This is a genomic window from Streptosporangium vulgare, assembly GCF_042428775.1.
Lineage (GTDB): Bacteria > Actinomycetota > Actinomycetes > Streptosporangiales > Streptosporangiaceae > Streptosporangium > Streptosporangium vulgare.
This window is the reverse complement of sequence record NZ_JBHMBS010000043.1, coordinates 18,850-41,294: the sequence shown is the minus strand read 5'-3', so window position 1 is coordinate 41,294 and position 22,445 is coordinate 18,850. Positions and strand designations below refer to the sequence as shown.

General features: G+C 69.5%; 22 protein-coding genes and 2 pseudogenes. 12 read left to right on the top strand and 12 right to left on the bottom strand.

Annotation, left to right across the window (positions count from 1 at the left end; genetic code table 11):
- Nucleotides 1-62: 62 nt before the first annotated feature.
- Both ACFFRH_RS41680 and ACFFRH_RS41675 read right to left on the bottom strand, forming a co-directional pair.
- Nucleotides 63-287 (bottom strand): Tn3 family transposase, encoded by a 225-nt coding sequence (locus tag ACFFRH_RS41680; protein WP_386163527.1) that lies wholly within the window; start codon nt 285-287, stop codon nt 63-65.
- Nucleotides 288-300: 13 nt separating this feature from the next.
- Nucleotides 301-1,206 carry an NADP-dependent oxidoreductase gene (locus ACFFRH_RS41675; protein ID WP_386163525.1) on the bottom strand — a complete coding sequence of 302 codons (906 nt, stop codon included), beginning with the start codon at nt 1,204-1,206 and terminating at the stop codon, nt 301-303.
- Between the two features lie 126 nt (nt 1,207-1,332).
- Here ACFFRH_RS41675 and ACFFRH_RS41670 point away from each other — a divergent pair, with 126 nt between their 5' ends.
- Nucleotides 1,333-1,698: a MerR family transcriptional regulator gene (locus ACFFRH_RS41670; protein WP_386163523.1), complete on the top strand. Its 366-nt coding sequence runs from the start codon at nt 1,333-1,335 to the stop codon at nt 1,696-1,698.
- Nucleotides 1,699-2,155: 457 nt separating this feature from the next.
- On the opposite strand, the gene ACFFRH_RS41665 is transcribed toward ACFFRH_RS41670, so the two are convergent.
- Both ACFFRH_RS41665 and ACFFRH_RS41660 read right to left on the bottom strand, forming a co-directional pair.
- Entirely contained in the window at nt 2,156-3,544 is a 1,389-nt protein-coding gene (locus ACFFRH_RS41665) for an Ig-like domain-containing protein (RefSeq protein ID WP_386163521.1), read from the bottom strand.
- 310 nt (nt 3,545-3,854) lie between these two features.
- The gene (locus tag ACFFRH_RS41660) at nt 3,855-4,034 is read right to left on the bottom strand and encodes a hypothetical protein (RefSeq protein ID WP_386163519.1); all 180 of its coding nucleotides are present in this window, start codon (nt 4,032-4,034) and stop codon (nt 3,855-3,857) included.
- Between the two features lie 315 nt (nt 4,035-4,349).
- Here ACFFRH_RS41660 and ACFFRH_RS41655 point away from each other — a divergent pair, with 315 nt between their 5' ends.
- From ACFFRH_RS41655 to ACFFRH_RS41630, 6 genes are all read left to right on the top strand, one after another.
- The gene (locus tag ACFFRH_RS41655) at nt 4,350-4,631 is read left to right on the top strand and encodes a heavy-metal-associated domain-containing protein (RefSeq protein ID WP_386163517.1); all 282 of its coding nucleotides are present in this window, start codon (nt 4,350-4,352) and stop codon (nt 4,629-4,631) included.
- Nucleotides 4,632-4,775: 144 nt separating this feature from the next.
- Nucleotides 4,776-6,194 carry an MFS transporter gene (locus ACFFRH_RS41650; RefSeq protein ID WP_386163515.1) on the top strand — a complete coding sequence of 473 codons (1,419 nt, stop codon included), beginning with the start codon at nt 4,776-4,778 and terminating at the stop codon, nt 6,192-6,194.
- Nucleotides 6,195-6,323: 129 nt separating this feature from the next.
- Nucleotides 6,324-6,605, top strand: a complete 282-nt coding sequence (locus ACFFRH_RS41645) for a metal-sensitive transcriptional regulator (protein ID WP_030924263.1) — start codon at nt 6,324-6,326, stop codon at nt 6,603-6,605.
- Between the two features lie 53 nt (nt 6,606-6,658).
- Nucleotides 6,659-6,871 carry a heavy-metal-associated domain-containing protein gene (locus ACFFRH_RS41640; RefSeq protein WP_344748867.1) on the top strand — a complete coding sequence of 71 codons (213 nt, stop codon included), beginning with the start codon at nt 6,659-6,661 and terminating at the stop codon, nt 6,869-6,871.
- A 227-nt stretch (nt 6,872-7,098) separates the two neighbouring features.
- Nucleotides 7,099-7,875 carry a DUF8832 domain-containing protein gene (locus ACFFRH_RS41635; protein ID WP_386163513.1) on the top strand — a complete coding sequence of 259 codons (777 nt, stop codon included), beginning with the start codon at nt 7,099-7,101 and terminating at the stop codon, nt 7,873-7,875.
- Nucleotides 7,876-7,905: 30 nt separating this feature from the next.
- Entirely contained in the window at nt 7,906-10,143 is a 2,238-nt protein-coding gene (locus ACFFRH_RS41630; RefSeq protein WP_386163511.1) for a heavy metal translocating P-type ATPase, read from the top strand.
- Between the two features lie 175 nt (nt 10,144-10,318).
- Here ACFFRH_RS41630 and ACFFRH_RS41625 read toward each other — a convergent pair.
- A pseudogene (locus ACFFRH_RS41625) lies at nt 10,319-10,549 on the bottom strand (IS3 family transposase); the annotation flags it as partial.
- Between the two features lie 60 nt (nt 10,550-10,609).
- Here ACFFRH_RS41625 and ACFFRH_RS41620 point away from each other — a divergent pair.
- Nucleotides 10,610-10,939, top strand: coding sequence for an HIT family protein (locus ACFFRH_RS41620; RefSeq protein WP_344748865.1), 330 nt, complete (start codon nt 10,610-10,612; stop codon nt 10,937-10,939).
- A 24-nt stretch (nt 10,940-10,963) separates the two neighbouring features.
- Here the strand turns inward: ACFFRH_RS41620 and ACFFRH_RS41615 are convergent, their stop codons facing one another.
- The 6 genes from ACFFRH_RS41615 to ACFFRH_RS41590 form a co-directional block, all read right to left on the bottom strand.
- Nucleotides 10,964-11,608, bottom strand: coding sequence for a transaldolase family protein (locus ACFFRH_RS41615; RefSeq protein ID WP_344748864.1), 645 nt, complete (start codon nt 11,606-11,608; stop codon nt 10,964-10,966).
- A gap of 102 nt (nt 11,609-11,710) precedes the next feature.
- Entirely contained in the window at nt 11,711-13,177 is a 1,467-nt protein-coding gene (gene xylB, locus ACFFRH_RS41610) for a xylulokinase (RefSeq protein ID WP_386163508.1), read from the bottom strand.
- A gap of 2 nt (nt 13,178-13,179) precedes the next feature.
- Nucleotides 13,180-13,851 (bottom strand): SIS domain-containing protein, encoded by a 672-nt coding sequence (locus ACFFRH_RS41605; protein ID WP_344748863.1) that lies wholly within the window; start codon nt 13,849-13,851, stop codon nt 13,180-13,182.
- Nucleotides 13,852-13,898: 47 nt separating this feature from the next.
- A complete protein-coding gene (locus ACFFRH_RS41600) occupies nt 13,899-15,521 on the bottom strand; it encodes a sugar ABC transporter ATP-binding protein (protein ID WP_344748862.1) in 1,623 nt (540 codons plus the stop codon).
- Nucleotides 15,522-16,523: a substrate-binding domain-containing protein gene (locus tag ACFFRH_RS41595; protein ID WP_344748860.1), complete on the bottom strand. Its 1,002-nt coding sequence runs from the start codon at nt 16,521-16,523 to the stop codon at nt 15,522-15,524.
- 6 nt (nt 16,524-16,529) lie between these two features.
- Nucleotides 16,530-17,564: an ABC transporter permease gene (locus ACFFRH_RS41590; protein WP_344748859.1), complete on the bottom strand. Its 1,035-nt coding sequence runs from the start codon at nt 17,562-17,564 to the stop codon at nt 16,530-16,532.
- 164 nt (nt 17,565-17,728) lie between these two features.
- On the opposite strand from ACFFRH_RS41590, the gene ACFFRH_RS41585 reads away from it, so the two are divergent.
- The 4 genes and pseudogenes from ACFFRH_RS41585 to ACFFRH_RS41570 all read left to right on the top strand — a co-directional run.
- Entirely contained in the window at nt 17,729-18,679 is a 951-nt protein-coding gene (locus tag ACFFRH_RS41585) for a sugar-binding transcriptional regulator (RefSeq protein ID WP_386163505.1), read from the top strand.
- Nucleotides 18,672-19,325: a hypothetical protein gene (locus tag ACFFRH_RS41580; protein ID WP_344748856.1), complete on the top strand. Its 654-nt coding sequence runs from the start codon at nt 18,672-18,674 to the stop codon at nt 19,323-19,325. The genes ACFFRH_RS41585 and ACFFRH_RS41580 overlap by 8 nt, the downstream gene beginning before the upstream one ends.
- Before the next feature lie 568 nt (nt 19,326-19,893).
- Nucleotides 19,894-20,661: a DDE-type integrase/transposase/recombinase gene (locus ACFFRH_RS41575; protein ID WP_386163503.1), complete on the top strand. Its 768-nt coding sequence runs from the start codon at nt 19,894-19,896 to the stop codon at nt 20,659-20,661.
- 4 nt (nt 20,662-20,665) lie between these two features.
- Nucleotides 20,666-21,404 (top strand): annotated as a pseudogene (locus tag ACFFRH_RS41570) (IS30 family transposase); the annotation flags it as partial.
- 39 nt (nt 21,405-21,443) lie between these two features.
- Here ACFFRH_RS41570 and ACFFRH_RS41565 read toward each other — a convergent pair.
- A complete protein-coding gene (locus tag ACFFRH_RS41565; protein ID WP_386163501.1) occupies nt 21,444-22,286 on the bottom strand; it encodes an IS5 family transposase in 843 nt (280 codons plus the stop codon).
- Nucleotides 22,287-22,445: the final 159 nt, after the last annotated feature.

Sequence of the window (22,445 nt, the reverse complement as noted above, 5' to 3'; positions counted from 1 at the left end):
CCCGGCCACGACGACCGGTGTCAACGATGCTGGGGCTTCACCCAAGGGGAAGGTCAACGACATCACCACCCTTCCACGCCTTGGCAGGACCGCTTCGAGCTCCCTGGCGATCGCCGCACGCTGACCCCGAGATCGAGACGGCTGTCCATGTCGAGGCGAAACCGGCCGTAGGGGGTGACGTGGGCCCAGAACAGCGGCGACAGGGCGCGCCGGTCTCCGCCGGTGAGCTTGGCCGCTCGGGCCGGATCTCGTAGGACGGCTTGCAGGAGCCGGGTGTTGACGAACACCAGCGAGGACTCTTCAGATGCAGATGACGATCTTTCCTCGTGTGCGTCCGCGCTCGGCGTGCGCGTGGGCGTCGGCGATTCGCTCCAGGGGGTAGGCCTGTTCGATACGAGGTGTGTAGCGGCCCTGCCGGCCCAGTTCCGCGGCCGCGGACAGGAGGGAGGAGTCGTTCTCCGCGTTGACCACATGCGTGCCCAGGCGCTGCCCGCCCGCGTGGTCGGCGACCGTCGCGACGCGCGCCGGGTCGCCCGTGATCGCGACGAGGTCGTCCAGGGAGCCGGAGGCCGCGGTGTCGAGCGCGAGGTCGACGCCGTGCGGAGCGAGAGCGGAGAGGCGCTGTGCGAGGCCGGGGCCGTAGGTGGTGGGAACGGCGCCGAGAGAGGTGAGGAATTCGTGGTTGCGTTCGCCGGCTGTCCCGATCACGGTGGCACCTCGGGCCACCGCGATCTCCACTGCCGCGCTGCCCACGCCTCCGGCGGCGCCCTCGACGAGAAGGGTGCGCCCCGCGAGGGAGCCGAGCGCGTTCAGTCCACGCATCGCGGTCACGGACGCGAGACCGGCGCCCGCGGCCTGCTCATCGTTCCACGTGGCGGGGGTGTGGGCCCAGGCCGAGAGGATGACCAGCTCCGCGGTCGCGCCGGTGACACCGCCCAGCCCGAAGACGCGGTCGCCGATGCTCACCCCCCGCACTCCGTCGCCGATCTCGTCGACCACGCCGGCGGCGTCGCGCCCGGGAATGGCGGGCAGCTCCAGGGGAAGCAGTTGGTGCAGGGCGCCGGTGCGCAGCTTCCAGTCGATGGGATTGACGCCGGCCGCCGCGACGCGGACACGGATCTCGCCAAGTCCGGGGTGGGGGTCGGGGGCCTGCTCGACCACCAGGCTCTTCGCTCCGCCGTATTCGTGGAAACGGGCTGCACGCATAATGTCCTGCCTTACCTTTATGGCGTGAAATGACGCGTTTATTCGGTGTCCGTTACTCTAGAAGCTGACGTTGACGTGAGGTGCAAGTCGGCAAGCCGGGACCGCCTTCCGGCTGGAGGAGGACGGGTGCGGATCGGTGAGGTCGCCGAGCGGGCGGGGGTGAGCGTGAGAGCCCTGCGCTACTACGAAGAACAGCGCCTGCTCCCCGCCGACCGCAGCGCCGGCGGCCAGCGGCGGTATCCCGACTCCGCCGTCGAACGTGTCAGGCTGATCCAGCAGCTGTATGCCGCGGGCTTGGCGAGCGCCGTCGTCCGTGAGGTGCTGCCGTGCGTGGACTCGGGCGAGGTCCCCCCTGGCCTGCTGGACCGGTTGGTGGACGAGCGCGCGCTCATCGAGCAGCGGATCACCGACCTGCTCGCCGTGCGCGACCGGCTCGACGACGTCATCGGTGTGGTGCGAAACCCGGACCCTGGCTGTGCTCACGGGCGGTGAGTGAAGCCGGCGCACGGACAGGGATCACATCGCCCATCAAGATCAACACCAGTGTGTCCTCGGGCGGGCCTTGGTGGTCCCGGCACACAACGCGAGGCCCGCCGCGAATACGCGAACCGCACTGACGCCCTTGCGTCCGCTACCGGGTCATGATCGATCTCAGCGCCGACCGTTTCGCCGCCGGTCGAACATTTCCGGACGCCCGCCGTGGCGGCCGCGCTCCCGGGCTGAGGCCTGCCCTTCCGGCGACTTCTCGCGGATGTACTCCCGCTCGGACTCGGGAACGGCGTCGTCCTCACCGCCCCCAACTCCGGCATCGGCCACCTTGTCGGCGCCGCCTGCCCCTTGGCCCACCTCGGCACGGCCGGCGCGTCGTGGCCGTGCTCCCGGCACCGGGCCGGCCACGACGGCGCCGCCGCGTGCCGCGCGTTCCAGGTGTTGTTCCTCGGCCTCTGGCCTACCGCATCGGCTGACAGGGCGGCGTCTGGAAGACCACGCCGTCGAGGAAGTTGCCGGACGCGCCCCCGCCTGCGGATGACACGGCCTGGAAGGAAAAACGCGTCGTGGTCTGTCCGGCCGGGACCGTGTAGGTTCCCGAGTACTGCCGCCAGGCGGTGTTGTCGGTGGCGATGTCGGGTGAGGTCGCCCCGGTCGGGGTCTGCGCCACAGGCGCGCCGGGTGCGCCGATCAGCACCTGCATGACGTCGGTGCCCGCGCGGCCGCGGTGCCACATCGACCAGCTCATCACGGTGCCGGGCACGGTCGGCACGTCCTGGTAGAGCGTGGACGGCTCGTTGGCGTTGAGCTCGGCGAACTGCGCCCCGTCGGCCGAGGGTACGCCCTGGAAGCCGCTGCGCCAGATCTCCAGCTTGCCGTCGGAGGCGGTGGTACGCCAGCCGGCGGCCGGGTTGGTGGACGCGTCGGGAATGTTCCAGTCGGCCGTGGCGACGTACGGGGCCTCGAAGCTGCCGTTGGCCAGAGTGATCGGGTTGGTGACGCAGGTGACCACGACGGTTACGGTCGCGGTGCTGGTGCCGCAGGGCGTACTGATCGTGTAGGTGAAGGTGTCGGTGCCGCTGAGGCCCTTCGGCGGGGTGTAGACGACGCTGTTGCCGGAGATCACCACGGTGCCGTTGGCGGGCGTGCCGACGGCGGTGATCGTCGCGCCGGAGCCGGTGTCGTTGGCCAGCGCCGCAACGGTGACCGCCGTGTCCTGCGGGGTGGTGACGGTGTCGTTGACGGCCGTGGTCGGCGAGATGGCCTGGCCGCTGACGATCTGGATCGGCGGCGCCGGGGTGTTGCCGCCGAGCTGGCCGGGGAAGGCGATGACGCTGCTGATGCCGCTCGGGCGGATGGTCATGTTCTGCCCGACGGTGCCCTGCTTGACGCGGAAGGTGATGACCTTGGGAGCGGGGTCGGTCTTGGTGCCCGACGACGGGATCGTCAGGGTGTTGCCGCCGATGGTGCCCGCGCCCGACTGGCTGACGACGTCGGCGTTGGCCAGCAGCGAGGAGATGTCCCAGCTCGTGGTGTAGCTGCGCACGAGCGTCGGCCACATGGCGGTGCTGTGCGTCAGCCGGAGGGTGAAGGTCGAGCCGGGCGCGATCTGGCCGCCCCACAGCGCCGGCGTGGTGTCCACCGCGACGTTGCCGCTGCCGAGCTGCATGCCCAGCACGTTCTTCCAGTAGTAGTTCACCGGGTAGGCCGCCTGACCTGGCCGTACGCAGGACGTCACGTTCTTTCGCGCATCCGAGGCCGCCTCGGCGGCCGTGACCGGTGCCGCGGACGCGGCGACCAGGGTGATCAGGGTGGCGGCCAGGGCGGATATGCGGCGTTGTGACCTCAAGATGAAGCTCCGTTCCGATAGATCAACTCAGCCGAGACATTACTGTGAGTGATATTGGAATCGCGCACGGTGGCGATATTTGTGATCTTCGTGTCGCGCCGACGGCCACCGCTCTGCTCAAGGGGTCCCTGGGCCCTGGCCAAAAATCCAATGGATACAGCTCTGGCCTGCGGGGATGTGGTCAGGCGTCCCCTTTGGCTCGGCGAAGCCGGCTCGGGCGACAGCGCCGTGCGCATGCTGTGCGCGGCATGGCATCGGGAGAGGCGTTCTCCGCTGCCGGGGGCCGCTGCGGCGCGGGGACGCCCACGCCTCAAGGACGCTCAGGGAAGTCCTCGCGGACCCGGCCGGTCTCGGCGGCTTGCTCGTCGGGGGTGAAGGCTCCTCCCGCAGCCCCACCTCGACGACAGCGGTGACTCAGCTCGTCGAGGTCGGCCATCTCGCCGAGGCCTTCACCGATCTCGTCCATCAGCGAGGTTGAGGCCGCCTTCACCTCCAGGAGCGCCCGAGCGCCGGCGACGGATGCGGCTGCACGAATGAAGCGTAGAGAGCGTAGAGCTCGACCTCGGCGGAGATAGCCCCCTGTTCGATACGTGGATCGACGCGAGTTCCGATCATGGACTTCCTCGCCGCCGCCAAGTGACCGCAACAGTGCCACGCACGCCCGCGTTGATTACCTGTGCGGGCTTGCCGCACTCCTCTCTTTATTCGTGCAATCAAGAATCGCCATGGGGTCTTAACCCCCTGGGGGTATGTTAAGGTCATGAATCGAGGTACCCCACTGGGGTACATGCGAGAGGAGAACCTCATGTGCACGGCATGTGCGTGCGGCACCGCGGACAGCATCTCCGCGCAGGTGGAGACCAACGGCGGAAGCGTCTACACGGTCAGCGGGATGACCTGCGGGCATTGCGTCTCGTCGGTCTCCGCTGAGATCGGCAAGGTCGGCGGCGTGACCGGCGTCCAGGTCGATCTGGCCGGCGGCGCGGTCACCGTCAGCGGAGCGGGCTTCTCCGATGAGGAGATCCGCGCGGCGGTGGAGCAGGCGGGTTACGCCCTGGCCGAGGCCTCGCCCGTCAGCGCTTCCTAGAGGAATTTCGCCTGAGCAAACAGATGGTGGGCGTGCATTGGCGTGCACGCCCACCTGCGGGGCCGGTCCGACTTCGACATCACACCCAACCCCCTACGACGCATCCTGCCACTCCGGCGGGATGCGAGGAACCAGGAGTGCGGCATGAACGCCGTCAATCCACGCAGGTGGCAGGCACTCATCGTGCTCGCCGCCGCACAGTTCATGGTCATCATGGACACCTCCATCATCGGTGTCGCCCTGCCCGACATGCAGCGCGACCTCGGCTTTTCCCAGGGCAACCTGCAGTGGGTGTTCAACGCCTACGTCATCGCCTTCGGCGGCCTGCTGCTGCTCGGCGGTCGGCTGTCGGACCTGTTCGGCGCCCGCAAGGTCTTCACCACCGGCTGGCTCATCCTGATCGCCGGCTCCATCGTCGCCGCCGCGGCGGGTAACGCCTGGATCGAGATTCTCGGCCGCGGCGTCCAAGGGGTCGGCGGCGCGCTCATCGCCCCGGCCTCGATGACCCTGCTCATGATGCTCTTCGGTCACAACCCGCGCGAGCTGGGCAAGGCCATGGCGCTGTACGGCGCCGCGGCCCCGGCCGGCGGCACCGCGGGCGTGTTTCTGGGCGGCGTCGTCACCGAATACTTGAGCTGGCCGTGGGTGTTCATCGTCTACGTGCCGATCGGCCTGGCCACCCTGGCCGCCGTCCCCGCCCTGCTGCCTGCCGTCCAGGGCAAGCGCGGTTCGGTCGACGTGCTGGGCGCCATCGCGGTCACCGCGGGCATCGCCCTGGCCGTCCACGCCATCGTGCGCGCTCCCGAGCAGGGCTGGAGCTCGGCTGCGACGCTGCTGGAGCTGGCCGGAGCGGCCGCGCTGCTGGCGCTGTTCCTCGTGGTCCAGCGCACGGTGCACGAGCCCCTCATGCCGCTGGGTATCTGGCGCACCCCCGGCCTGGCCACCGCCAACCTGGCGATGGCACTTCTCGGCGCCGCCTGGATCCCGATGTGGTACTTCCTCAACCTCTACCTGCAGCAGGTGCTGGGCTACGGCGCCTTCCCCAGCGGCGCGGCGCTGCTGCCGATGACCATCGCCATCATGATCTTCATGATCGGTATCACCGCGAGGCTGCTCGGCCGGTTCGGCGCCAAGCCACTCATCGCCGGTGGCCTGCTCGTCCTGGCCGCCGGAGTGGCGGGGTTGTCCCTGGTCCGTCCGGACGGGGTATTCATCTCCGATGTGCTGCCCGCTTCGCTGATCGCCGCAGTCGGCATGTCGTTGGCCTACATCCCGGCGATGATGTCGGCCATGTCCGGGGCGCGTCCGGAGGAGAGCGGGCTGGCCTCCGGCATCGTCAACACCACCTACCAGGTCGGCTCGGCTCTGGGCTTGGCCGTCATGACCGCGATCGCCACCTCCCAGGGCGCCGCCGAGCTGGGGAATCTGCCCAGGCTCACCGACGGTTTCCAGGGTGCCTTCATCGGCGCCGGGGCCGTGGCCGCCATGGGGGCCGTGCTCACCCTGCTGCTCATGCGCAAGCCGAAGCAGGCAAACGCTCAACCCGAGGTGGCCCAGGTGTAACGCGGTTCGGGGGGCGTGCCCCGGCACGCCCCCCGCCGCTCCTTACTCACAGACTCCGTCACGAAGCCGACTGGAATACGGTAGGGGGGTATATTGTTGCAGTGAGAAGAAGCCAGCCTTAGGGGAAAAATGCACGGATACGCCGACAACAAGCAGGACCATCTGCGGCGGCTGCGCCGGATCGAAGGTCAGGCCCGCGGTCTGCAGCGGATGGTCGAGGAAGACAAGTACTGCATCGACATCCTCACCCAGGTGTCGGCGGCCAACCGGGCCCTGCAGTCCTTCGCCCTGTCCCTGCTGGAAGAGCACCTGGCACACTGCGTGGCCGACGCCGTCGCCAAAGGTGGCGCCGAGGCCGAGGCCAAGGTCAAGGAAGCCTCCGACGCCATCGCCCGCCTCGTCCGCTCCTGACCCTCACATAGACCGGCAGCCAACCGTCACCATCACAAAGAGGAGTGATCGTCATGACCACCACCACCTACGCCGTCAAGGGCATGACCTGCGGCCACTGCGTCAGCTCGGTCACCGAAGAAGTCACCGAGGTCCCGGGCGTCACCGGCGTCAAGGTGGACCTGGCCACCGGCCTGGTCACAGTGGACGGTGACGGCCCCTTCGACAACGCCGCGATCACGGCCGCGGTCGAGGAGGCCGGATACGAAGTGGTGACCGCGTCATGAACACGCCCGCCAAGCTGGGCGCCTACGCCTTGGGCCTTGCCGTGATCTTCGGTGGAGCTCTCGGAGCCGGCGCTGCGGTGGGGTCCGCCGGCACCGCGCCCATCGCGGACGGCCACGGAGCCCACGCGACCCCGTCCCCGAGCCAGGCGATGGACGGTGATGGAGTCCCCGAGAAGGCGGCCCCGAGCCGGGCCGAGGCCGCGGCATCCCTCCCAGGAGGGCTTCAAGTGTCCCAGGACGGCTACACCCTGACCCCCGAGACAACGACGATCGAGCCCGGCAAGGCCACGGACTTCCGATTCGGCGTGACCGGCCCCGACGGGAGGCCGGTCACCGGCTACCAGGTGCTGCACGACAAGAAGCTGCACTTCATCGTGGTCTCCCGTGACCTGGGCAGCTTCCAGCACCTGCACCCCGAGTTGGCCGCAGGCGGCGTGTGGTCGGTGAAGCTGACGCTGCCCGAAGCGGGCGCCTACCGGGCGTTCGCCGACTTCGCCCCCGAAGGCGGCAGCGGCCTGACTTTGGGCACGGACCTGCACGCCGCCGGCGACTACGAGTCCAAGGCGCTGCCGGTGGCCAACCGGACCGCAACCGTGGACGGCTACACCGTAGAGCTCGAGGGAACTCTCACTCCGGGCGCCTCCAGCAAGCTCACCCTGAAGGTGAGCAAGGACGGCCGCCCGGTCACCGACCTGCAACCCTACCTGGGTGCCTACGGTCACCTGGTCGCGCTGCGCGCCGGGGATCTGGCCTACCTGCACGTGCATCCCGACGGTGAGCCGGGCGACGGCACAACGCCCGCCGGTCCGGAGGTCACCTTCTACGCCGAGGTGCCCAGCCGGGGCGACTACCGGCTCTTCCTGGACTTCCAGCACGAAGGAGACGTGCGCACCGCCGCCTTCACCGCCCGTGCCGGCGGGGCCTCAGCGCCGGTTGCGACCTCAAGCCCGACGCCGACGGCCACCCCGTCCGCATCCGATTCACACGGCGATCACAACCACTGACGCAGGCATGACGAGAGAAAGGAGCAGGTGATGTCCCCCCTCACCGACGACAGACCACAGAGCACGGTCGAACTCTCCATTGGCGGCATGACCTGCGCGTCCTGCGCCAACCGGATCGAGCGCAAGCTCAACAAGCTCGACGGCGTGACCGCGACCGTCAACTACGCCACGGAGAAGGCCAAGGTCACCTTCGGCGAGGGCGTCGATCCGCAGGAGCTGATCGCCGAGGTCGAGAAGACCGGCTACACCGCCGAACTGCCCGCCCCGCCCAGGGCCGAAGACTCACCGCAAGAGCCCGTGGACGAGCTCCGGCCGCTGCGCCAGCGGTTGATCACTTCCGGGGTGCTCGCCGTACCGGTGATCGCGATGGCGATGATCCCGGCGCTGCAGTTCACCAACTGGCAGTGGCTGTCGCTCACCCTGGCGGCCCCGGTCGTCATCTACGCCGGCTGGCCCTTCCACAGGGCCGCCTGGACGAACCTGCGCCACGGCGCCGCGACCATGGACACCCTGGTCTCGCTCGGCACCCTCGCCGCTCTCGGCTGGTCGCTGTGGGCTCTGTTCTTCGGCAGCGCGGGCACCCCGGGCATGATCCATCCGTTCTCGTTCACGATCGAGCGCACCGACGGCTCGGGCAACATCTACCTGGAGGCGGCCGCGGGCGTGACCGCGTTCATCCTGGCCGGCCGCTACTTCGAGGTCCGCGCCAAACGCCGTGCGGGCTCCGCCCTGCGAGCCCTGCTGGAGTTGGGTGCCAAGGACGTCACCGTCCTGCGCGACGGATCCGAGAGCCGCATCCCCTCCGATCAGCTCGTGGCCGGCGACCGGTTCGTGGTCCGGCCGGGCGAGAAGATCGCCACCGACGGCGTGGTCGAGGAGGGTTCCTCCGCGGTCGACGCCTCCATGCTCACCGGTGAGTCGGTGCCGGTCGAGGTACGGCCCGGCGACACGGTGACCGGCGCGACCGTCAACGCCGGGGGCCGCCTGGTCGTCCGCGCCACCCGCGTCGGTTCCGACACCCAGCTCGCCCAGATGGCCAGGCTGGTCGAGGACGCCCAGACCGGCAAGGCCCAGGTCCAGCGACTGGCCGACCGCATCTCCGGGATCTTCGTCCCGATCGTGATCGCACTGGCCGTCGGCACGCTCGGCTACTGGCTGGGCACCGGCGGCGGCGCCGGGGCGGCCTTCACCGCCGCGGTCGCCGTGCTGATCATCGCCTGCCCGTGCGCCCTGGGCCTCGCCACCCCGACCGCGTTGCTGGTCGGCACCGGCCGCGGAGCCCAGCTCGGCATCCTGATCAAGGGCCCCGAAGTGCTGGAGTCCACCAAAAGGATCGACACCGTGGTGCTGGACAAGACCGGCACCGTCACCGAGGGCAAGATGACCCTCACCGAAGTGCACCTGGCCGACGGCCAGGAGGAGGCGCAGGTGTTGCGCCTAGCCGGCGCTTTGGAGCACGCCTCCGAGCACCCCATCGCCCAGGCCATCGCCCGGGGCGCCGCCGAGCGCGTGGGCGACCTGCCCACCCCCGAGGACTTCGCCAACCTCGAAGGCCTCGGCGTCCAGGGGGTCGTCGACGGGCACGCCGTGCTGGTGGGCCGTCCCACGCTGCTCGCCGAATGGTCACAGCACCTGAGCGCCGAGTTGGAGGGGGCGCTCACCGCGGCGCAGGCGGCAGGCAGTACGGCCGTCGCGGTCGGCTGGGACGGCAAGGCCCGCGCGGTCCTGGTGGTGACCGACACCGTCAAGCCGACCTCCGCCGAGGCGATCCGGCAACTGCGCACCCTGGGGCTGAGGCCGGTGCTACTCACCGGCGACAACGAAAGCGTCGCCCGGTCGGTGGCCGCTGAGGTGGGCATTGAGGAGGTGATCGCCGAGGTGCTGCCGGCCGCCAAGGTCGACGTCATCAAGCGCCTGCAGGCCGAAGGCCGGTCGGTGGCTATGGTCGGTGACGGCGTCAACGATGCCGCGGCACTGGCTCAGGCCGACCTCGGCCTGGCCATGGGGACCGGCACCGACGCCGCCATCGAGGCCTCCGACCTCACTCTGGTACGCGGCGACCTAAGGGTGGCCGCCGATGCCATCCGGCTGTCGCGCCGCACGCTGGCCGTCATCAAGGGCAACCTGTTCTGGGCCTTCGCCTACAACGTGGCCGCTCTGCCGCTGGCCGTGCTCGGCCTGCTCAACCCCATGATCGCCGGAGCCGCGATGGCGTTCTCCTCGGTCTTCGTGGTCGGCAACAGCCTGCGCCTGCGCCGCTTCACATAGGGGAAGCGCCAATGTGGCTGAAGGCGAACGCATCGCCTCCAGCCACGTTGGCGTTCAATCACAGCTGTGATTGAACGCCCTTATGTTCCGCCGCCATGGCGTGGAAGTGAGAGCCTGCTCAACAGACATGGATGTGGAGTTGCCCCGGTTCGGTAGACACGTCAGGGCTTTCGACCAAGACGACCGCGAGGTAGAGGAAGCCCTGCCAGGTCGGCACGTATGTGATGTCGGCGGTCCAGATCCGGTTCGGCTCGGCCGCGGTGAACCTCCGGTGCACCAGGTCACTGGCCGCGACCGCTCGCCGGTCGGTGATCGTGGTGCGGCAGCCCCTACGGCGGCTCACCCCGGCCAGCCCGGCAGCGCGCATCAACCGGGCCACCCGCTTGCGCCCGATATGGATGCCATCGAACTCGGGGTACATCAGGCCAGCTGGGCGTTCGGGTAAAGCATCTCGTACTCGGTGGGGGTGAATCCGAGTTTCCGCACCCCAAAGCTGGACGACTTCGACGGGGAGACCGCCGCCCAGGTCTGGCGGGCCCGGCAGCGGGTCGCCCGGGCGCTTCGCCGGGGGGCGGGGGTACGTTGTGAGCGGATGAACCTCTTCCTCGCCGACGGCGAGGTGGCCTTCCAGGAGGTCTTCCACCTGCACCTGCACCTGCACGTCATCCCCAGATACTCGGGGGACGGTTCCGAGATCAGGGCCCGGTGGAAACCCGGGCGCGAGATCTACTCGCTCAGGACGCCGCAGCCGCGCGGGAAGTGCTGCGATAAAAGACCGGCCTGGAAGAGCCGGTGACACTGCGTGATTTCGGAGGCGTCGTCAATTCTGGCGCGCTGCGATGGTCTCGAACTGGTCGGCAGCGGCGAGCGTGGGCTCGTCGGCCAGTAGTGCTTCGCACAGCGGAGCGCTCAGCGCGAAGTCGGGTACGCCCGCGGCGGCCAGCGCCGCGACGTCCTCCCGGTCGCGCAGGCTCGCCGCGAGCACCCGCGTGCCCGATCCGGACAACACCTGATGCATCTGGATCGTCTCGGCGACGCCGTCGCGGCCCTGGTCCGTCATCCGGCCGACGTACGGCGCGATGAAGCGCGCGCCGACGGCATCCGCGAACAGTGCCTGCGTCGCGTGGTGGACGGCGGTGACCAGAATGGGCACGTCCTCGTCCGCCAGGACACGGGCGGCGCCCAGTCCCTCCCGCGTGGCGGGGATCTTCACGATCGCCTGCGGTCCGAGGTCGCGGATCCTCCTGCCCGCGGCGAGGATCTCCCCGGCGGTCGTGCCCAACGTCTGCATGAAGACCTGCTTCGCGCCCGCGGCCGTGGCCCAGGTGAATACGGCGGGAAGGTCGGCCTGGGTCAGCCCGGCGCGAGCGAGCAGCGCCGGATTGGTGGTGACACCGGCGAACAGGCCGGTGGCCAGCAGGGGTTCAACGGCCGAGCGTTCCGCGGAGTCGACGTAGAGGGTCATGGGTCCATTCCTTTGCACGGATCTGTGAATGGCGGGTGCACGAATCTATGGATGGGGGATGCAGTCGAGGGCGGGTGCACGAGTCTGTGAGACGGCGATCTGTCAGCCGTTGTCCGCCCTCACCTGTTCGGCGAGCAGCAGGTAGCGCTCCATCAGCGCGGCCGAGTCGCCGGGACGGGGAGTTACGATCGCCGCCAGAGGTGGACGCCACGCGTCGCGCACGTCCTTGATATCGGAACCGGAGAGCACTGCGGCGCCCTGGACGCAGGCACCCCGGGCGCTCACCTCGGGCGCGTCCCGCGTGATCACCGGGCGGCCGAGTACGTCCGCGAGGACCTGCCGGTAGGCGAGGGATCGTGCGCCTCCGCCCACGGCCACCACCTCGCCCGGGGTCGGCACGCCCGCGGCGTCGATCGCTTGGTGCCCGCGCACCAGCCCGAAGATCACGCTCTCGAACACGCTGAGCGCCAAGCCTTCACGTGTCGAGGCGGTCGTCAGGCCGGCCATCACCCCCTGGGCGTTCGGCAGGTCCGGGCTGCGTTCACCGTCCAGATAGGCGACCAGCGTAGGCCGTGCTTGCGCGGGGTCGGCGGCCAGCGCAAGGTGGCCCAGTGTCCCGACGTCGACCCCCAGCAGGCGGGCGAAGGTGTCGGTGACCTTGGTGGAGTTGAGCGTGCACACCAGCGGCAGGTAGCCTCCCGTCGCGTCCGCGACGCCGTCCACCCAGCCGGTGGAGTCGAAGACGGGGTCGGCACTCACCGACAGCACCACCCCGGAGGTGCCGAGGCTGTAGGCGACGTCGCCGGTCCTCAGGCCGAGACCGACGGCGCCGAGATGCTGGTCGCCGCCGCCCGGGCCGACCAGCACGCCGGGCCGCAGCCCGAGCTCGGCCGCGACCTCGGGCAGCACGCGGCCCGCGGGTTCGGCGGGGCCGAGCACCCGGGGAACCGCCGCGTCCCAGTCGACGTTCGGCGACACCAGCTCGGTGAGCAGGTCGGTACGCCACCGATTCTCGAACGCCGCGTAGTAGCCGGTCCCGGAGGCGTCGGATCGGTCCGTGACACGCTCGCCGGTCAGCCGGTACGTCAGCCAGTCGTGCGGCACCAGCACGGTGGTGAGGCGCCGCAGGTTGCCGGGCTCGTGCTCGGCCAGCCAGGCCAGCTTGGTGACGGTCAGCGCGGCGGTCGGGGTCAGGCCGGTCGCGCGCACCCAGTTCCGGGCCCCGTAGCGCGCCACCAGGCTGGCCGCCTGCGACGCGGACGTCGTGTCGTTCCACAGCTTGGCAGGCCGCAGGACCTGGCCGGCGGCGTCGAGGGCGACCAGGCCGTGACACTGGGCGGTCACGCTCACGGCGTCGATGGAGCCCGGCCGTACGCCCGCGTCCCGGCAGGCCAGGGCGAGCGCGGTGGCCAGGGCGCGCCACCAGGCCGCGGGATCCTGCTCGCTGAGCGGCGGGTGCGTCACCGGATGCGGGGCGCGGCCGGTCCCGAGCAGCGCACCGTCACCGGCGTCGCGGAGCTCCACGGTGCAGGACTGCGTCGAACTGTCGATGCCTGCGACGATGGGCATGGTCAGACCGTGCCCCTCGACACGCCCGCCGCCTCGGTGCCGGCGTCGAAGGTCAGCGCGGGCAGGGGCTCTGGGGCGTCGTCGATCTGCCCCACGGCCCCCGACGGGTGACTGTGCAGCACCTGCTCCCATCCGTAGCCGCGCAGCCTCATCAGGACGTACGCGAGCGCGTCGCCCCACACCGCGGTGACGAGCGTCGAACCCATGGCGATCACCTCGCCCGGATCCACGCCGGGCGGGCTCTCCAGCTTGACCACCAGGTCCGCGCGGTTCCCCAGCTCGGACTCGGTGACCGCCGTCAGGGCGATCACCCGGGCACCGCGTTCCCGTACGCGCTCGGTCAAGTCGTTGATCTCCCGGGACCCGCCGCCCCGCGAGATCGCGATCAGGATGTCGCCCTCCGTGACGGCTCCCATCGTGCCGTGCAGGGCGTCGGCCGCCTGGATGAACAGCGCCGGCGTGCCGCAGACGGACAGCAAATGAGCCATGCGCCGGGCCACCGCCCCGGAGGTCCCGGCCCCCGTGACGAACACCTTGCCCTCGCAGTCGTAGAGCAGGCGGGCCGCCTCTACGAAGCTGTCGTCCAGCTGGTCGGCGACGGACAGCACGCCGTCCGCTTCCCGGCGTACGGCTTCGCGGCCCTCGGACAGCACATCATTCGCAGCAGCGGCCATCAATGTTCTCTGTTGCCTTTCTTGGGGGGCGGGCCCGAGGCGGGGGATCATGCCGCCCCCCACGCGACCTGCCGGAGTTTGACCAGCGAGAGCTCGGAGGCGAGCTGGATGCCGCCGTCGCATCGCCCGTGCGAGAACGTCACGACGTCGTCGGACACGTCGAGGATCTCCTCCTCCTCGCTCGACACGACCACGACGGTCATGCCCTGCTCGGAGGCGAGGCGGCGGAGCAGGCGATGGATCTCGGTCTTCACGCCGATGTCCACGCCCTTGGTGGGCTCGTCCAGAAGCAGTAGTCGGGGCTCCTGCGCCAGCGCTCGCGCCAGAAGGACCTTCTGCTGGTTGCCGCCGGACAGGCTGACGACCGGGGCGTCTCTGTCGCCGCGCACGTGGAGCTGGTCCATGAACCGGGTGGCGCTCCTTGCCATGGCACGGCGGTCCAGCACTCCGTACCTGGAGAACCCGTGCAGCACGGGCAGGACGATGTTCGTGGCGGAGTCGAGCCCAGGCACGATCCCGTCGACCTTGCGTTCCTCGGTGAGGTAGACGACGCCGGCTCGCCGCGCGTGGGAGGGGTTGCGCGGCCGATAAGGCTCTCCGAACAGCTCCAGCCGCCCGGCGTCGATCCTGTCCAGCCCGACCAGCGCGCGCAGGAACTCCGTGCGCCCCGACCCGATAAGGCCGTAGACGCCGAGAACCCGTCCCGGATAGGCGTCGAGGGACACGTCGGTGAGGCCGGGGGCCCGCAGGCCGCGCACCCGGAGGCTCGGCCGGGCCCCGGCCGGCAGCGCCGAGACGGGACGCCGTCCCTGGGGCCGCCCTGACGCCAGGTCGCCCAGTTCCTCCACCGGGAGCTGGTCGTACTGCCCGGTCTCGGCCAGGTGCACGGCGGCTTCCTCACCCGCGATCGCGCGGATGACGTCCGCTCGGTCGGTCTCCTCGACCGGCCCGGCGATTCGGACCTCACCGTCGACCAAGGCCACGACCGAGTCGGCCACGGCGTACAGCTCGTCGAGCTTGTGGTCGACGAGTAGTACGCCGAGTCCCGACTCCCTGGTCAAGGACCTGATCAGTTCGAGCAGCCTGTCGACCTGCTCACCCTCCAGACTCGTCGTCGGCTCGTCCAGGAGCAGGAAACGGGTCTCGCGCTCGGTGGCGATCGCGATCTCCAGGAGCTGTCGGGTGGCCACCGGATAGTGGCCCAGCGGCCGGTCCACGTCGACCCGCAGGCCGAAGCGATCGACCAGGTCCCGGGCCGCTCGGCGCATGCCTTCGCCGTCGAGCGTCCGCGCGCCGCGCCGCCGCTCGCGGCCCAGGAACACATTCTGGGTGATCGTGAGGTTCGGCAGGAGCGACAGCTCCTGGTAGACGGTGGAGATGCCGGCCTTCAGGGCGACCGCGGGGCCGGTCAGCTGCATCCGGCCGCCGTTCACGCTGATCGTCCCCTCGTCCGGCCTGATCGCCCCGGAGAGCGTCCTGAGCAGGGTGGACTTGCCCGCGCCGTTGTGCCCGACCAGTCCGACGACCTCGCCGGGCCGAACGGTGACGGTCACGCCGGAGAGCACGGGGACACCGGCGTATCGCTTGACGATCCCCTCGGCCCGGAGACCCTCCGCCGGTCCGGGGTGAGCTCCTCCGGCCGACGTGGCCGTCGCCGTCGGCCCGGTCATTCAGCCCACCTCGCCCGGTGCGGGCGTCTGGCCCTTGGTGTAAAGCTTGAGCGGGCGCAGGATCTGGGCCTCGGGCTTGGCGCCGCCCAGCCAGGCGGAGATCTGCTCGATCACGCGTTTGCCGTAGTCCTCGGGCTCCTGTGCCACGCACGCCGGGTACTGGTCGGTCAGTGGCTCGTCGGCCGCGCAGAAGCCGTAGACCTTGACCTTCTTGCCGCCGCTCTGGATGGCTTGGAGCGCTCCATAGGAGGCGGGGCCGGTGCTGGTGAACAGGACGTTAACGTCCGGGTTGCCCTGGAGTAGCTCGGTGGTCGCGGCAAGGCTGTCGTCGGGCTTGACGTTGCCGTCCACCTTGGCCACGATCTTGGCCTTGACGTCGGTGGCGATGGTGTCCTCGAAGCCCTTGTCCCGGGCGACGACCGGGCCCTCGTCGGGCTCGGTGATGAAACCGACCTTGAGGTCGGCGTCGGCGCCGAGGTCCTTGAGCACCTGCTCGGCCACCTGCTTCCCGCCTGCGGCGTTGTCGGCGCCGAGGTACTGCACGATGCTCGCGCCCTGGGCCTTGAGCGCGGCGTCGTCCACGGTGACGTTCACGGTGAACACGGGCACGCCCGCGTCGTTGGCCAGTTTCACGATCGCTGCGGCGGGCTCGGACTTCACGGGGTTGAGCGCGAGCGCGCACGGCTTCTTCTGGAGCATCGCCTGGACCTGGGCGAGCTGTGCCGCGTCGTCGTCGTTGGCGATCTGGACCTCGGTCTCGAAGCCCGCCGCCTGGCCCGCCGTCTCGAAGCCCTTCTTCATGGCCACGTAGTAGGGGTTGGTCAGGTTGGGGAGCGCGACCGCCACGTACTTGGAGTCGGCGGCGCACGCCTCGGGCCGGGGGATGCCGCCCTCGGGCTTGCCGGCGCCGGCCTGGGCGCCGGTGTCGACCCCTGTGCTACATCCGGCGAGGGTCAGCGCGGCGAGCGCCGCGCCGGTGGCCAGGGAAAAACGTCGCTTCATGGGGAGCTACCTCCGGTTTTCGATGGAAACAGCGCCTTCGCCCGGCGCGAGGGAATCGAGCGGTTTACGAGCTGTCGGGCCCGGGGGACCGGAACGGCTGAACAGCCGGGAGAAGTCGGAGAGTGAGAGCCTGCGGCGGTAGGTGTCGAGGCTGACGCCGAGCAGGATGATGACGCCGATGACGAGCGGCTGCCAGAAGCTGTCGACGCCGATGACGTTCATGCCGTTGGACACGGTCGCGATCAGCACCGCGCCGAGGAAGGCGCCGGGGACGGAGCCGATGCCGCCGAACAGGCTGACGCCGCCGACAACGGCCGCCGCGATGGAGAAGAACAGCTCGTTGCCCGAACCGGCGGTGGGGTAGCCGACCATGAGCCGGCTGGTGGTGATGAGCCCGCCGAACGCCGCGCACAGGCCGCTCACCGCGTAGACCAGCATGGTGGTGCGCCCGATCCCGATCCCGGCAAGGCGGCTGGTCTCGGTGTTGCCGCCGACGGCGTAGATGTGCACGCCCGTCGCGGTCCTGCGCAGGAAGAAGGTCAAGACGCAGGCGGCGACGATGACCAGGACCACCGGCATCGGGACGCCCAGCAGGGCGCCGCGGCCGATGACGGCGAACATCGGGTCGGTGACCGACACCGACTTCGCGCCGGTCATGATCTGGGGAATGCTCGCGGCGATGCCGAAGGTGGAGAAGGTCACGATGAACGGCGGAAGCTTCAGGTAATGGATGATCGCGCCGTTGAACAGGCCTACTACGATTCCTGCGAGAATGGCCACCAGCGCGGCGATCGGCCACCCGACCCCTGCCTTCATGACGACCGCCGCCAGCATCCCCGTCAGGGCGACGTTCGACCCCGTGGACAGGTCGATGCCTCCTGTCAGGAGCACGAAGGTCTGCCCCAGGGCGAGGAAGGCGATGACCGCGCCGTTGAGTAGCAAGATCTGTAGGTTGTCGACGGTCCGGAAGTTCTCGGACAGCAGGCTCATGACGAGGGCGACCAGGATCAGAATTCCGAAGATTCCGATCTCGTCCGGCATACGGCGTGATCTCACAACTACCCCTCCCGAGCTTCGCTCATATGAGCGTCAAAGGCGCTCGTTTGTGTACTATAAGGTCCATCAGAGTCTGCTAACAAGACATACGGGTCGCAGTGAGGTAACGAATGAGCAATCCCAGCGCTCATATGAGCGATATTGCGAAGATGACGGCCGCCGAACGAAGGCTCATGGCGACCGTCGCGAGACGCTTCTACATTGATGACGTCTCGAAGGTGGAGATCGCCAAGGAGCTCGGGCTCTCGCGATTCAAGATCGCCCGACTGCTTGAGCAGGCGAAGAGCACCGGTATCGTGACCATCACTCTAAGGGACGCCGGGTATGTCGACGACGTCATGTCCGCCCAGCTCAGCGCACATATGCGGCTCCGTGAGGCGATTGTTGTCGAAACGCTCGGAACCGACGCGCAGGTGCGCAGCCAGGTCGGGGCCGCCGCCGCGACCTTGCTCACCGAGACGCTCCACCCCGGCGACGTCCTCGGCCTGGCATGGGGCAGAACCCTCACCGCGATGACCGAGGGCCTCACCTCCCTACCGCCCGTCTCGGTTGTGCAGCTCACCGGTGCCGTCGGCTCCGACCTTGCCGAGTCACCCGTCGAGGTCGTGCGCAAGGCCTCGCTGAGCGCGGGAGGCAAGGCGCACGCCATCTTCGCGCCACTGGTCGTGGAGGACGCGGCGACCGCGGCAGCCCTCCGACGGCAGACCGACGTCGCCGCGGCCATGCGGCTGTTCACTCAGGTGACCGTCGCCGTGGTCGCCGTCGGCTCATGGGATCCGCCGATCTCGCAGATCCGCGAGGTCATGTCCGACGCCGACCGCGCGGAACTCGCGGCCAGGGGGGTGCAGGCCGAGGTCGCCGGGATCCTCATCGACCGCCACGGACGCCTCGTCGGAGAGGACTTCGCCGAGCGGTGCCTGTCCATCAGCGCCCAGGAGCTCGGGCGGGTGCCGCGCGTCATCGCGGTCGCCGCAGGCGCCGACAAGGCTGAGGCCGTGCTCGCCGTGGCTCGCTCCGGGCTGCTGTCCTCCCTGGTCACCGACCGAGCCCTCGCCGAGGTCGTGCTCCGCGAGCCTTTCGACCACCCCGCCGGTGGCTGAGCGCATGCGGATCGCGGGCTCCCTGTGGTCGGTCCCCCCAGCTGCACAGGCAAGTGAGGCGCACCGGCTTCGCGACGCTGGGCTCGACGTGCTCCACTGGGACACTACCGACGGCGTCTTCGCCCGTGAGGGCGGGTTCTCGGTCGAGACGGCCGCCGCGATGACCGGGGAGAGCGGGATGCGCGCCGAGGCCCACCTCATGGTCACCGACCCGCTCGCCCGCCTCGACGCATGGACCGGCTTCTGCGAGCTCGTCATCGTCCACGCCGAGGCCGAGGGGTGGCGGGCGGCGCTCGACCGTATCGAACGACGCGGTTCCCGGCCGGCCCTGGCCCTGTCCCGGGGCACCCCGGCGACGTTCGTGCCCTCGGACGAGCTGGCCGTTCTCACCATGTCGGTCGTCCCGGGGGAGGCCGGCGCCACGTTCGACGAGTCGGCCCTCGCGACCGTGCGGGCGCTCCGGGAGGCCGCCTCCGGAGCCTCCCGCCTGCTGGGGCTCGACGGCGGCGTGACCCGCGAGATTGGCCGTCGCGCCACGGCTAGCGGCGCCGATTGGCTGGTCAGTGGCACCGACCTGTTCGGCTCGTCCACGCCCCGAGCATGGCTCTCCGACGTACGAGGCGCCCAGGCGCCGTCTCACGACTGATCCTGTCTGACGCCATGGCCGACATTTGATCGCGCGAACCGGTAAAGAGGGCGCTGAACTGTTTAACTCTGCGAGTGCCGATTAATCACCCGTGCAGATCAAACCGCATATTGGTATTCCCTGAGGATGCCGCCGAGTCGATCATGTCGGTGGACGTCGAGTCGGGTGATCTGGGCCTGGTCGGCGCCCGAGGCAGGGAGTGGTTGGAGTGGGGCGGCCTGCCGGAGGGGACCGGTGTGGCCTCCTCCTCCCGAACGTGTCCCCCGCCGCCCTAGAGACGCGGTCCTGTTCTCGGAAGCGTCGAGCCGGGGTTTCACCTCTCAGCCGTGTGTGTTCTCAGAAGTTGCGACCGTCTCCCCTTCTGAGAACACGATCTTCTCGGAAGTCAAGTGACTTGCGTAGATCGGCTCGCCTTGGGGCTGGGGACGCGTTCGGGAGAAGACCCCCGATCTGCGGTACCTGCCTGGGGGCGGGCGGGGAGCGGATCCAACGGCAGCAGCATGTGGGTGGATCTGAACGCGCTGCCGGCCCCCGCTGCGAGCGCTTCTGGGGGAGGGGCAGCCGGGCCTTGGGCATCTCACAGTCCTGGCATTACAAGTGGCGCGACCGGGCGCCGACGGCTCGCCAGCGGCGCCGCGCTGACCTGGACGCGCAGATCGAGGCGAGATTCACCGCCTCGGGCGGCACCTACGACAGCCCGTGCATCACCCGTGACCTGCACGAGGCCGGATGGCGGGTATCGGAGAACACCGTGGCCGGGCGCATGGCCGTGCTCGGGTTGGCCGGCCGGGTGGTGAGGAAACGCCGGTCGCTGACCCGTCAGGGAAAGCGGCCCGCCGCCCTCGACCTGGTGCGCAGGAACTTCACCGCGGTCGCGCCGGACGTGCTGTGGTGCGGCGACGTCACCGAGATCGTCACCGACGAGGGCAAGCTCTACCTGGCCACCGTCGAAGACCTGTTCTCCCGCCGGCTGCTCGGCTACGCCATGTCCGAGCATCACGACGCGACGCTGACCATCGCCTCGCTGCAGATGGCCGCGGTCACCCGCGGCGGGACCGTCGACGGGGTGATCTTCCACACCGGCCGCGGCAGCGAAGGCGGATTCAATTGGTCGTCGCAACACCTCGATCGTGTAGGAGGATGTTGTGGCGCAGGGAAGAGCACGTGCGGCGATTTTGGCCGGTCGTCCGCCGCTTCGGTCACCAGGACGGCCTCCGGTCAACCGGCGCCAGGAGCGGCAGCGTTTCTGGCGGCTGATCGCCGCAGGGCCGGCCAGCGAGGAGGCCGCCCTCGCGTGCGGTGTGTCGATGCCGTTAGGACCGCGTTGGTTTCGTGAGGGTGGCGGTATGCCGCCGATCAGCTTGGACCCACCCTCGGGCCGCTATCTGTCGTTTCCTGAGCGCGAGGAGATCGCCGTACTGCGCGCGCAGGAATGCGGAGTTCGGGAGATCGCCCGCCGTCCGGGACGGGCCCCGTCGACGATCTCGCGGGAGCTGCGGCGCAACGCGGCGACCCGTTGCGGTCGCCTGGACTACCGGGCCTCGGTCGCGCAGTGGCACGCTGAGCGCCAGGCACGCCGGCCCAAGGTGGGTAGGCTCGCCGCCAACGACCAGCTGCGGCAGTATGTGCAAGATCGGCTGGCCGGCACGGTCTGCGCCCCGGACGGCAGTGCGGTTGACGGGCCGACGGTCCGCTGGATCGGGCGACGTCACGGGCGCCGCCAGGACCGGCGCTGGGCGACGTCATGGAGTCCGCAGCAGATCGCGGGCCGGCTCCCGATCGACTTTCCTCAGGATGAGACGATGCGAATGCCACGGCGAAGGTGAGCGGGTCAAGAACGGCCCGGCGCTGGCCGGGCACGGCGCCGAGGCCGTGCGCGACGCCATCGCCGCCACCATCACCACGCTGCCCGAGCAACTGCGCAGGTCATTGACCTGGGACCAAGGCGCGGAGATGGCTCAGCATGCGCAGCTGCGCATTGACACCGGGCTTCAGGTCTACTTCGCCGACCCACACAGCCCGTGGCAGCGCGAAACCAACGAAAACACCAACGGCCCGCTGCGGCAGTATTTCCCTAAGTGAGCGTTTGATCCTGTGAGTTCTGTCTGGTTCGGGTACTCAGGTTCCGCGCCAGTTTGGGGTGTTTTCGCCGGTGAGGCGGCGGGTCATGGTGTCGATCATGGCGAGGTGGATCATGGCTTCGGAGGTGGCGGGCAGGGTTTCGTAGTCACGGGCCAGGCGGCGATGCTGCATGAGCCAGCCGAAGGTGCGTTCGACGACCCATCGGCGAGGCAGGACGGTGAACCCGCGGGTGGCGGGGTCTCGGGGTACGACCTGGGCGTCGATGCCGAGGGTGGCGGCATGGTCGATGAAGTGTGCGCGATGGTAGCCGCCATCGACCCAGGCCTTGCTGAGGGTGGGATGGCCGGTGGCGAGCTGGTCGAGCAGAGAGATGCCGGCGGCTGAGTCCTGCACGCCGGCGGCGGTGACCAAGACGGCGAGCAGCAGACCGAGCGTGTCGACCGCGATGCTGCGTTTGCGGCCGACGATCTTCTTGGCCGCGTCCGTACCCTGGCCGGTGACCGGGACGTTGGCGGAGGTCTTGACGCTTTGTGCGTCGATCACGCACGCCGATGCCTCGGGGTTGCGGCCTTCGGCCTGGCGCACCAGACGGCGCAGCAGCCCGTTCAGCTCGGTGAACACCTCTTCGTCGCGCCAGGCGGCGAAGTACCAGTACACGGTGGCCCAGGGCGGGTAATCATGCGGCAGGTAGCGCCAAGCGATGCCGGTGCGGTCCACGTACACGATCGCGTTCATGATGGTGCGCAGATCGTGCTCGGCAGGCCGTCCGAAGCCTGGCGCGCCTGCCTGGCGGCGGGCGCGCCAGGCGATCAGGACGGGTTCGATCAGTTGCCAGCGGGCATCGGACAGATCACTGGGATAGGGGGGAGGTCCAGCCATGGAAACGGCCTACCGCCCGCAGGTCGTCAAGCCCAGAGGCTTGCAGGTCACGACAGCGAACTGCAGCGCCGCCGCCAGCCACAAAGAGCTCACCTCAGGTCATCGTGGAATCAGACAGGAGGAAGGCCGCAGATCGCTGTCGCATCCACCCCACGTGCC

Excerpts from the sequence above, each read along its gene's own strand:
- ACFFRH_RS41675 (WP_386163525.1), bottom strand. The coding sequence starts at position 1,206 with ATGCGTGCAGCCCGTTTCCACGAATACGGCGGAGCGAAGAGCCTGGTG.
- ACFFRH_RS41655 (WP_386163517.1), top strand. The coding sequence starts at position 4,350 with ATGTGCACGGCATGTGCGTGCGGCACCGCGGACAGCATCTCCGCGCAG.
- ACFFRH_RS41650 (WP_386163515.1), top strand. The coding sequence starts at position 4,776 with ATGAACGCCGTCAATCCACGCAGGTGGCAGGCACTCATCGTGCTCGCC.
- ACFFRH_RS41645 (WP_030924263.1), top strand. The coding sequence starts at position 6,324 with ATGCACGGATACGCCGACAACAAGCAGGACCATCTGCGGCGGCTGCGC.
- ACFFRH_RS41640 (WP_344748867.1), top strand. The coding sequence starts at position 6,659 with ATGACCACCACCACCTACGCCGTCAAGGGCATGACCTGCGGCCACTGC.
- ACFFRH_RS41630 (WP_386163511.1), top strand. The coding sequence starts at position 7,906 with ATGTCCCCCCTCACCGACGACAGACCACAGAGCACGGTCGAACTCTCC.
- ACFFRH_RS41615 (WP_344748864.1), bottom strand. The coding sequence starts at position 11,608 with ATGACCCTCTACGTCGACTCCGCGGAACGCTCGGCCGTTGAACCCCTG.
- xylB (WP_386163508.1), bottom strand. The coding sequence starts at position 13,177 with ATGCCCATCGTCGCAGGCATCGACAGTTCGACGCAGTCCTGCACCGTG.
- ACFFRH_RS41605 (WP_344748863.1), bottom strand. The coding sequence starts at position 13,851 with ATGGCCGCTGCTGCGAATGATGTGCTGTCCGAGGGCCGCGAAGCCGTA.
- ACFFRH_RS41600 (WP_344748862.1), bottom strand. The coding sequence starts at position 15,521 with ATGACCGGGCCGACGGCGACGGCCACGTCGGCCGGAGGAGCTCACCCC.
- ACFFRH_RS41595 (WP_344748860.1), bottom strand. The coding sequence starts at position 16,523 with ATGAAGCGACGTTTTTCCCTGGCCACCGGCGCGGCGCTCGCCGCGCTG.
- ACFFRH_RS41590 (WP_344748859.1), bottom strand. The coding sequence starts at position 17,564 with ATGCCGGACGAGATCGGAATCTTCGGAATTCTGATCCTGGTCGCCCTC.
- ACFFRH_RS41585 (WP_386163505.1), top strand. The coding sequence starts at position 17,729 with ATGACGGCCGCCGAACGAAGGCTCATGGCGACCGTCGCGAGACGCTTC.
- ACFFRH_RS41565 (WP_386163501.1), bottom strand. The coding sequence starts at position 22,286 with ATGGCTGGACCTCCCCCCTATCCCAGTGATCTGTCCGATGCCCGCTGG.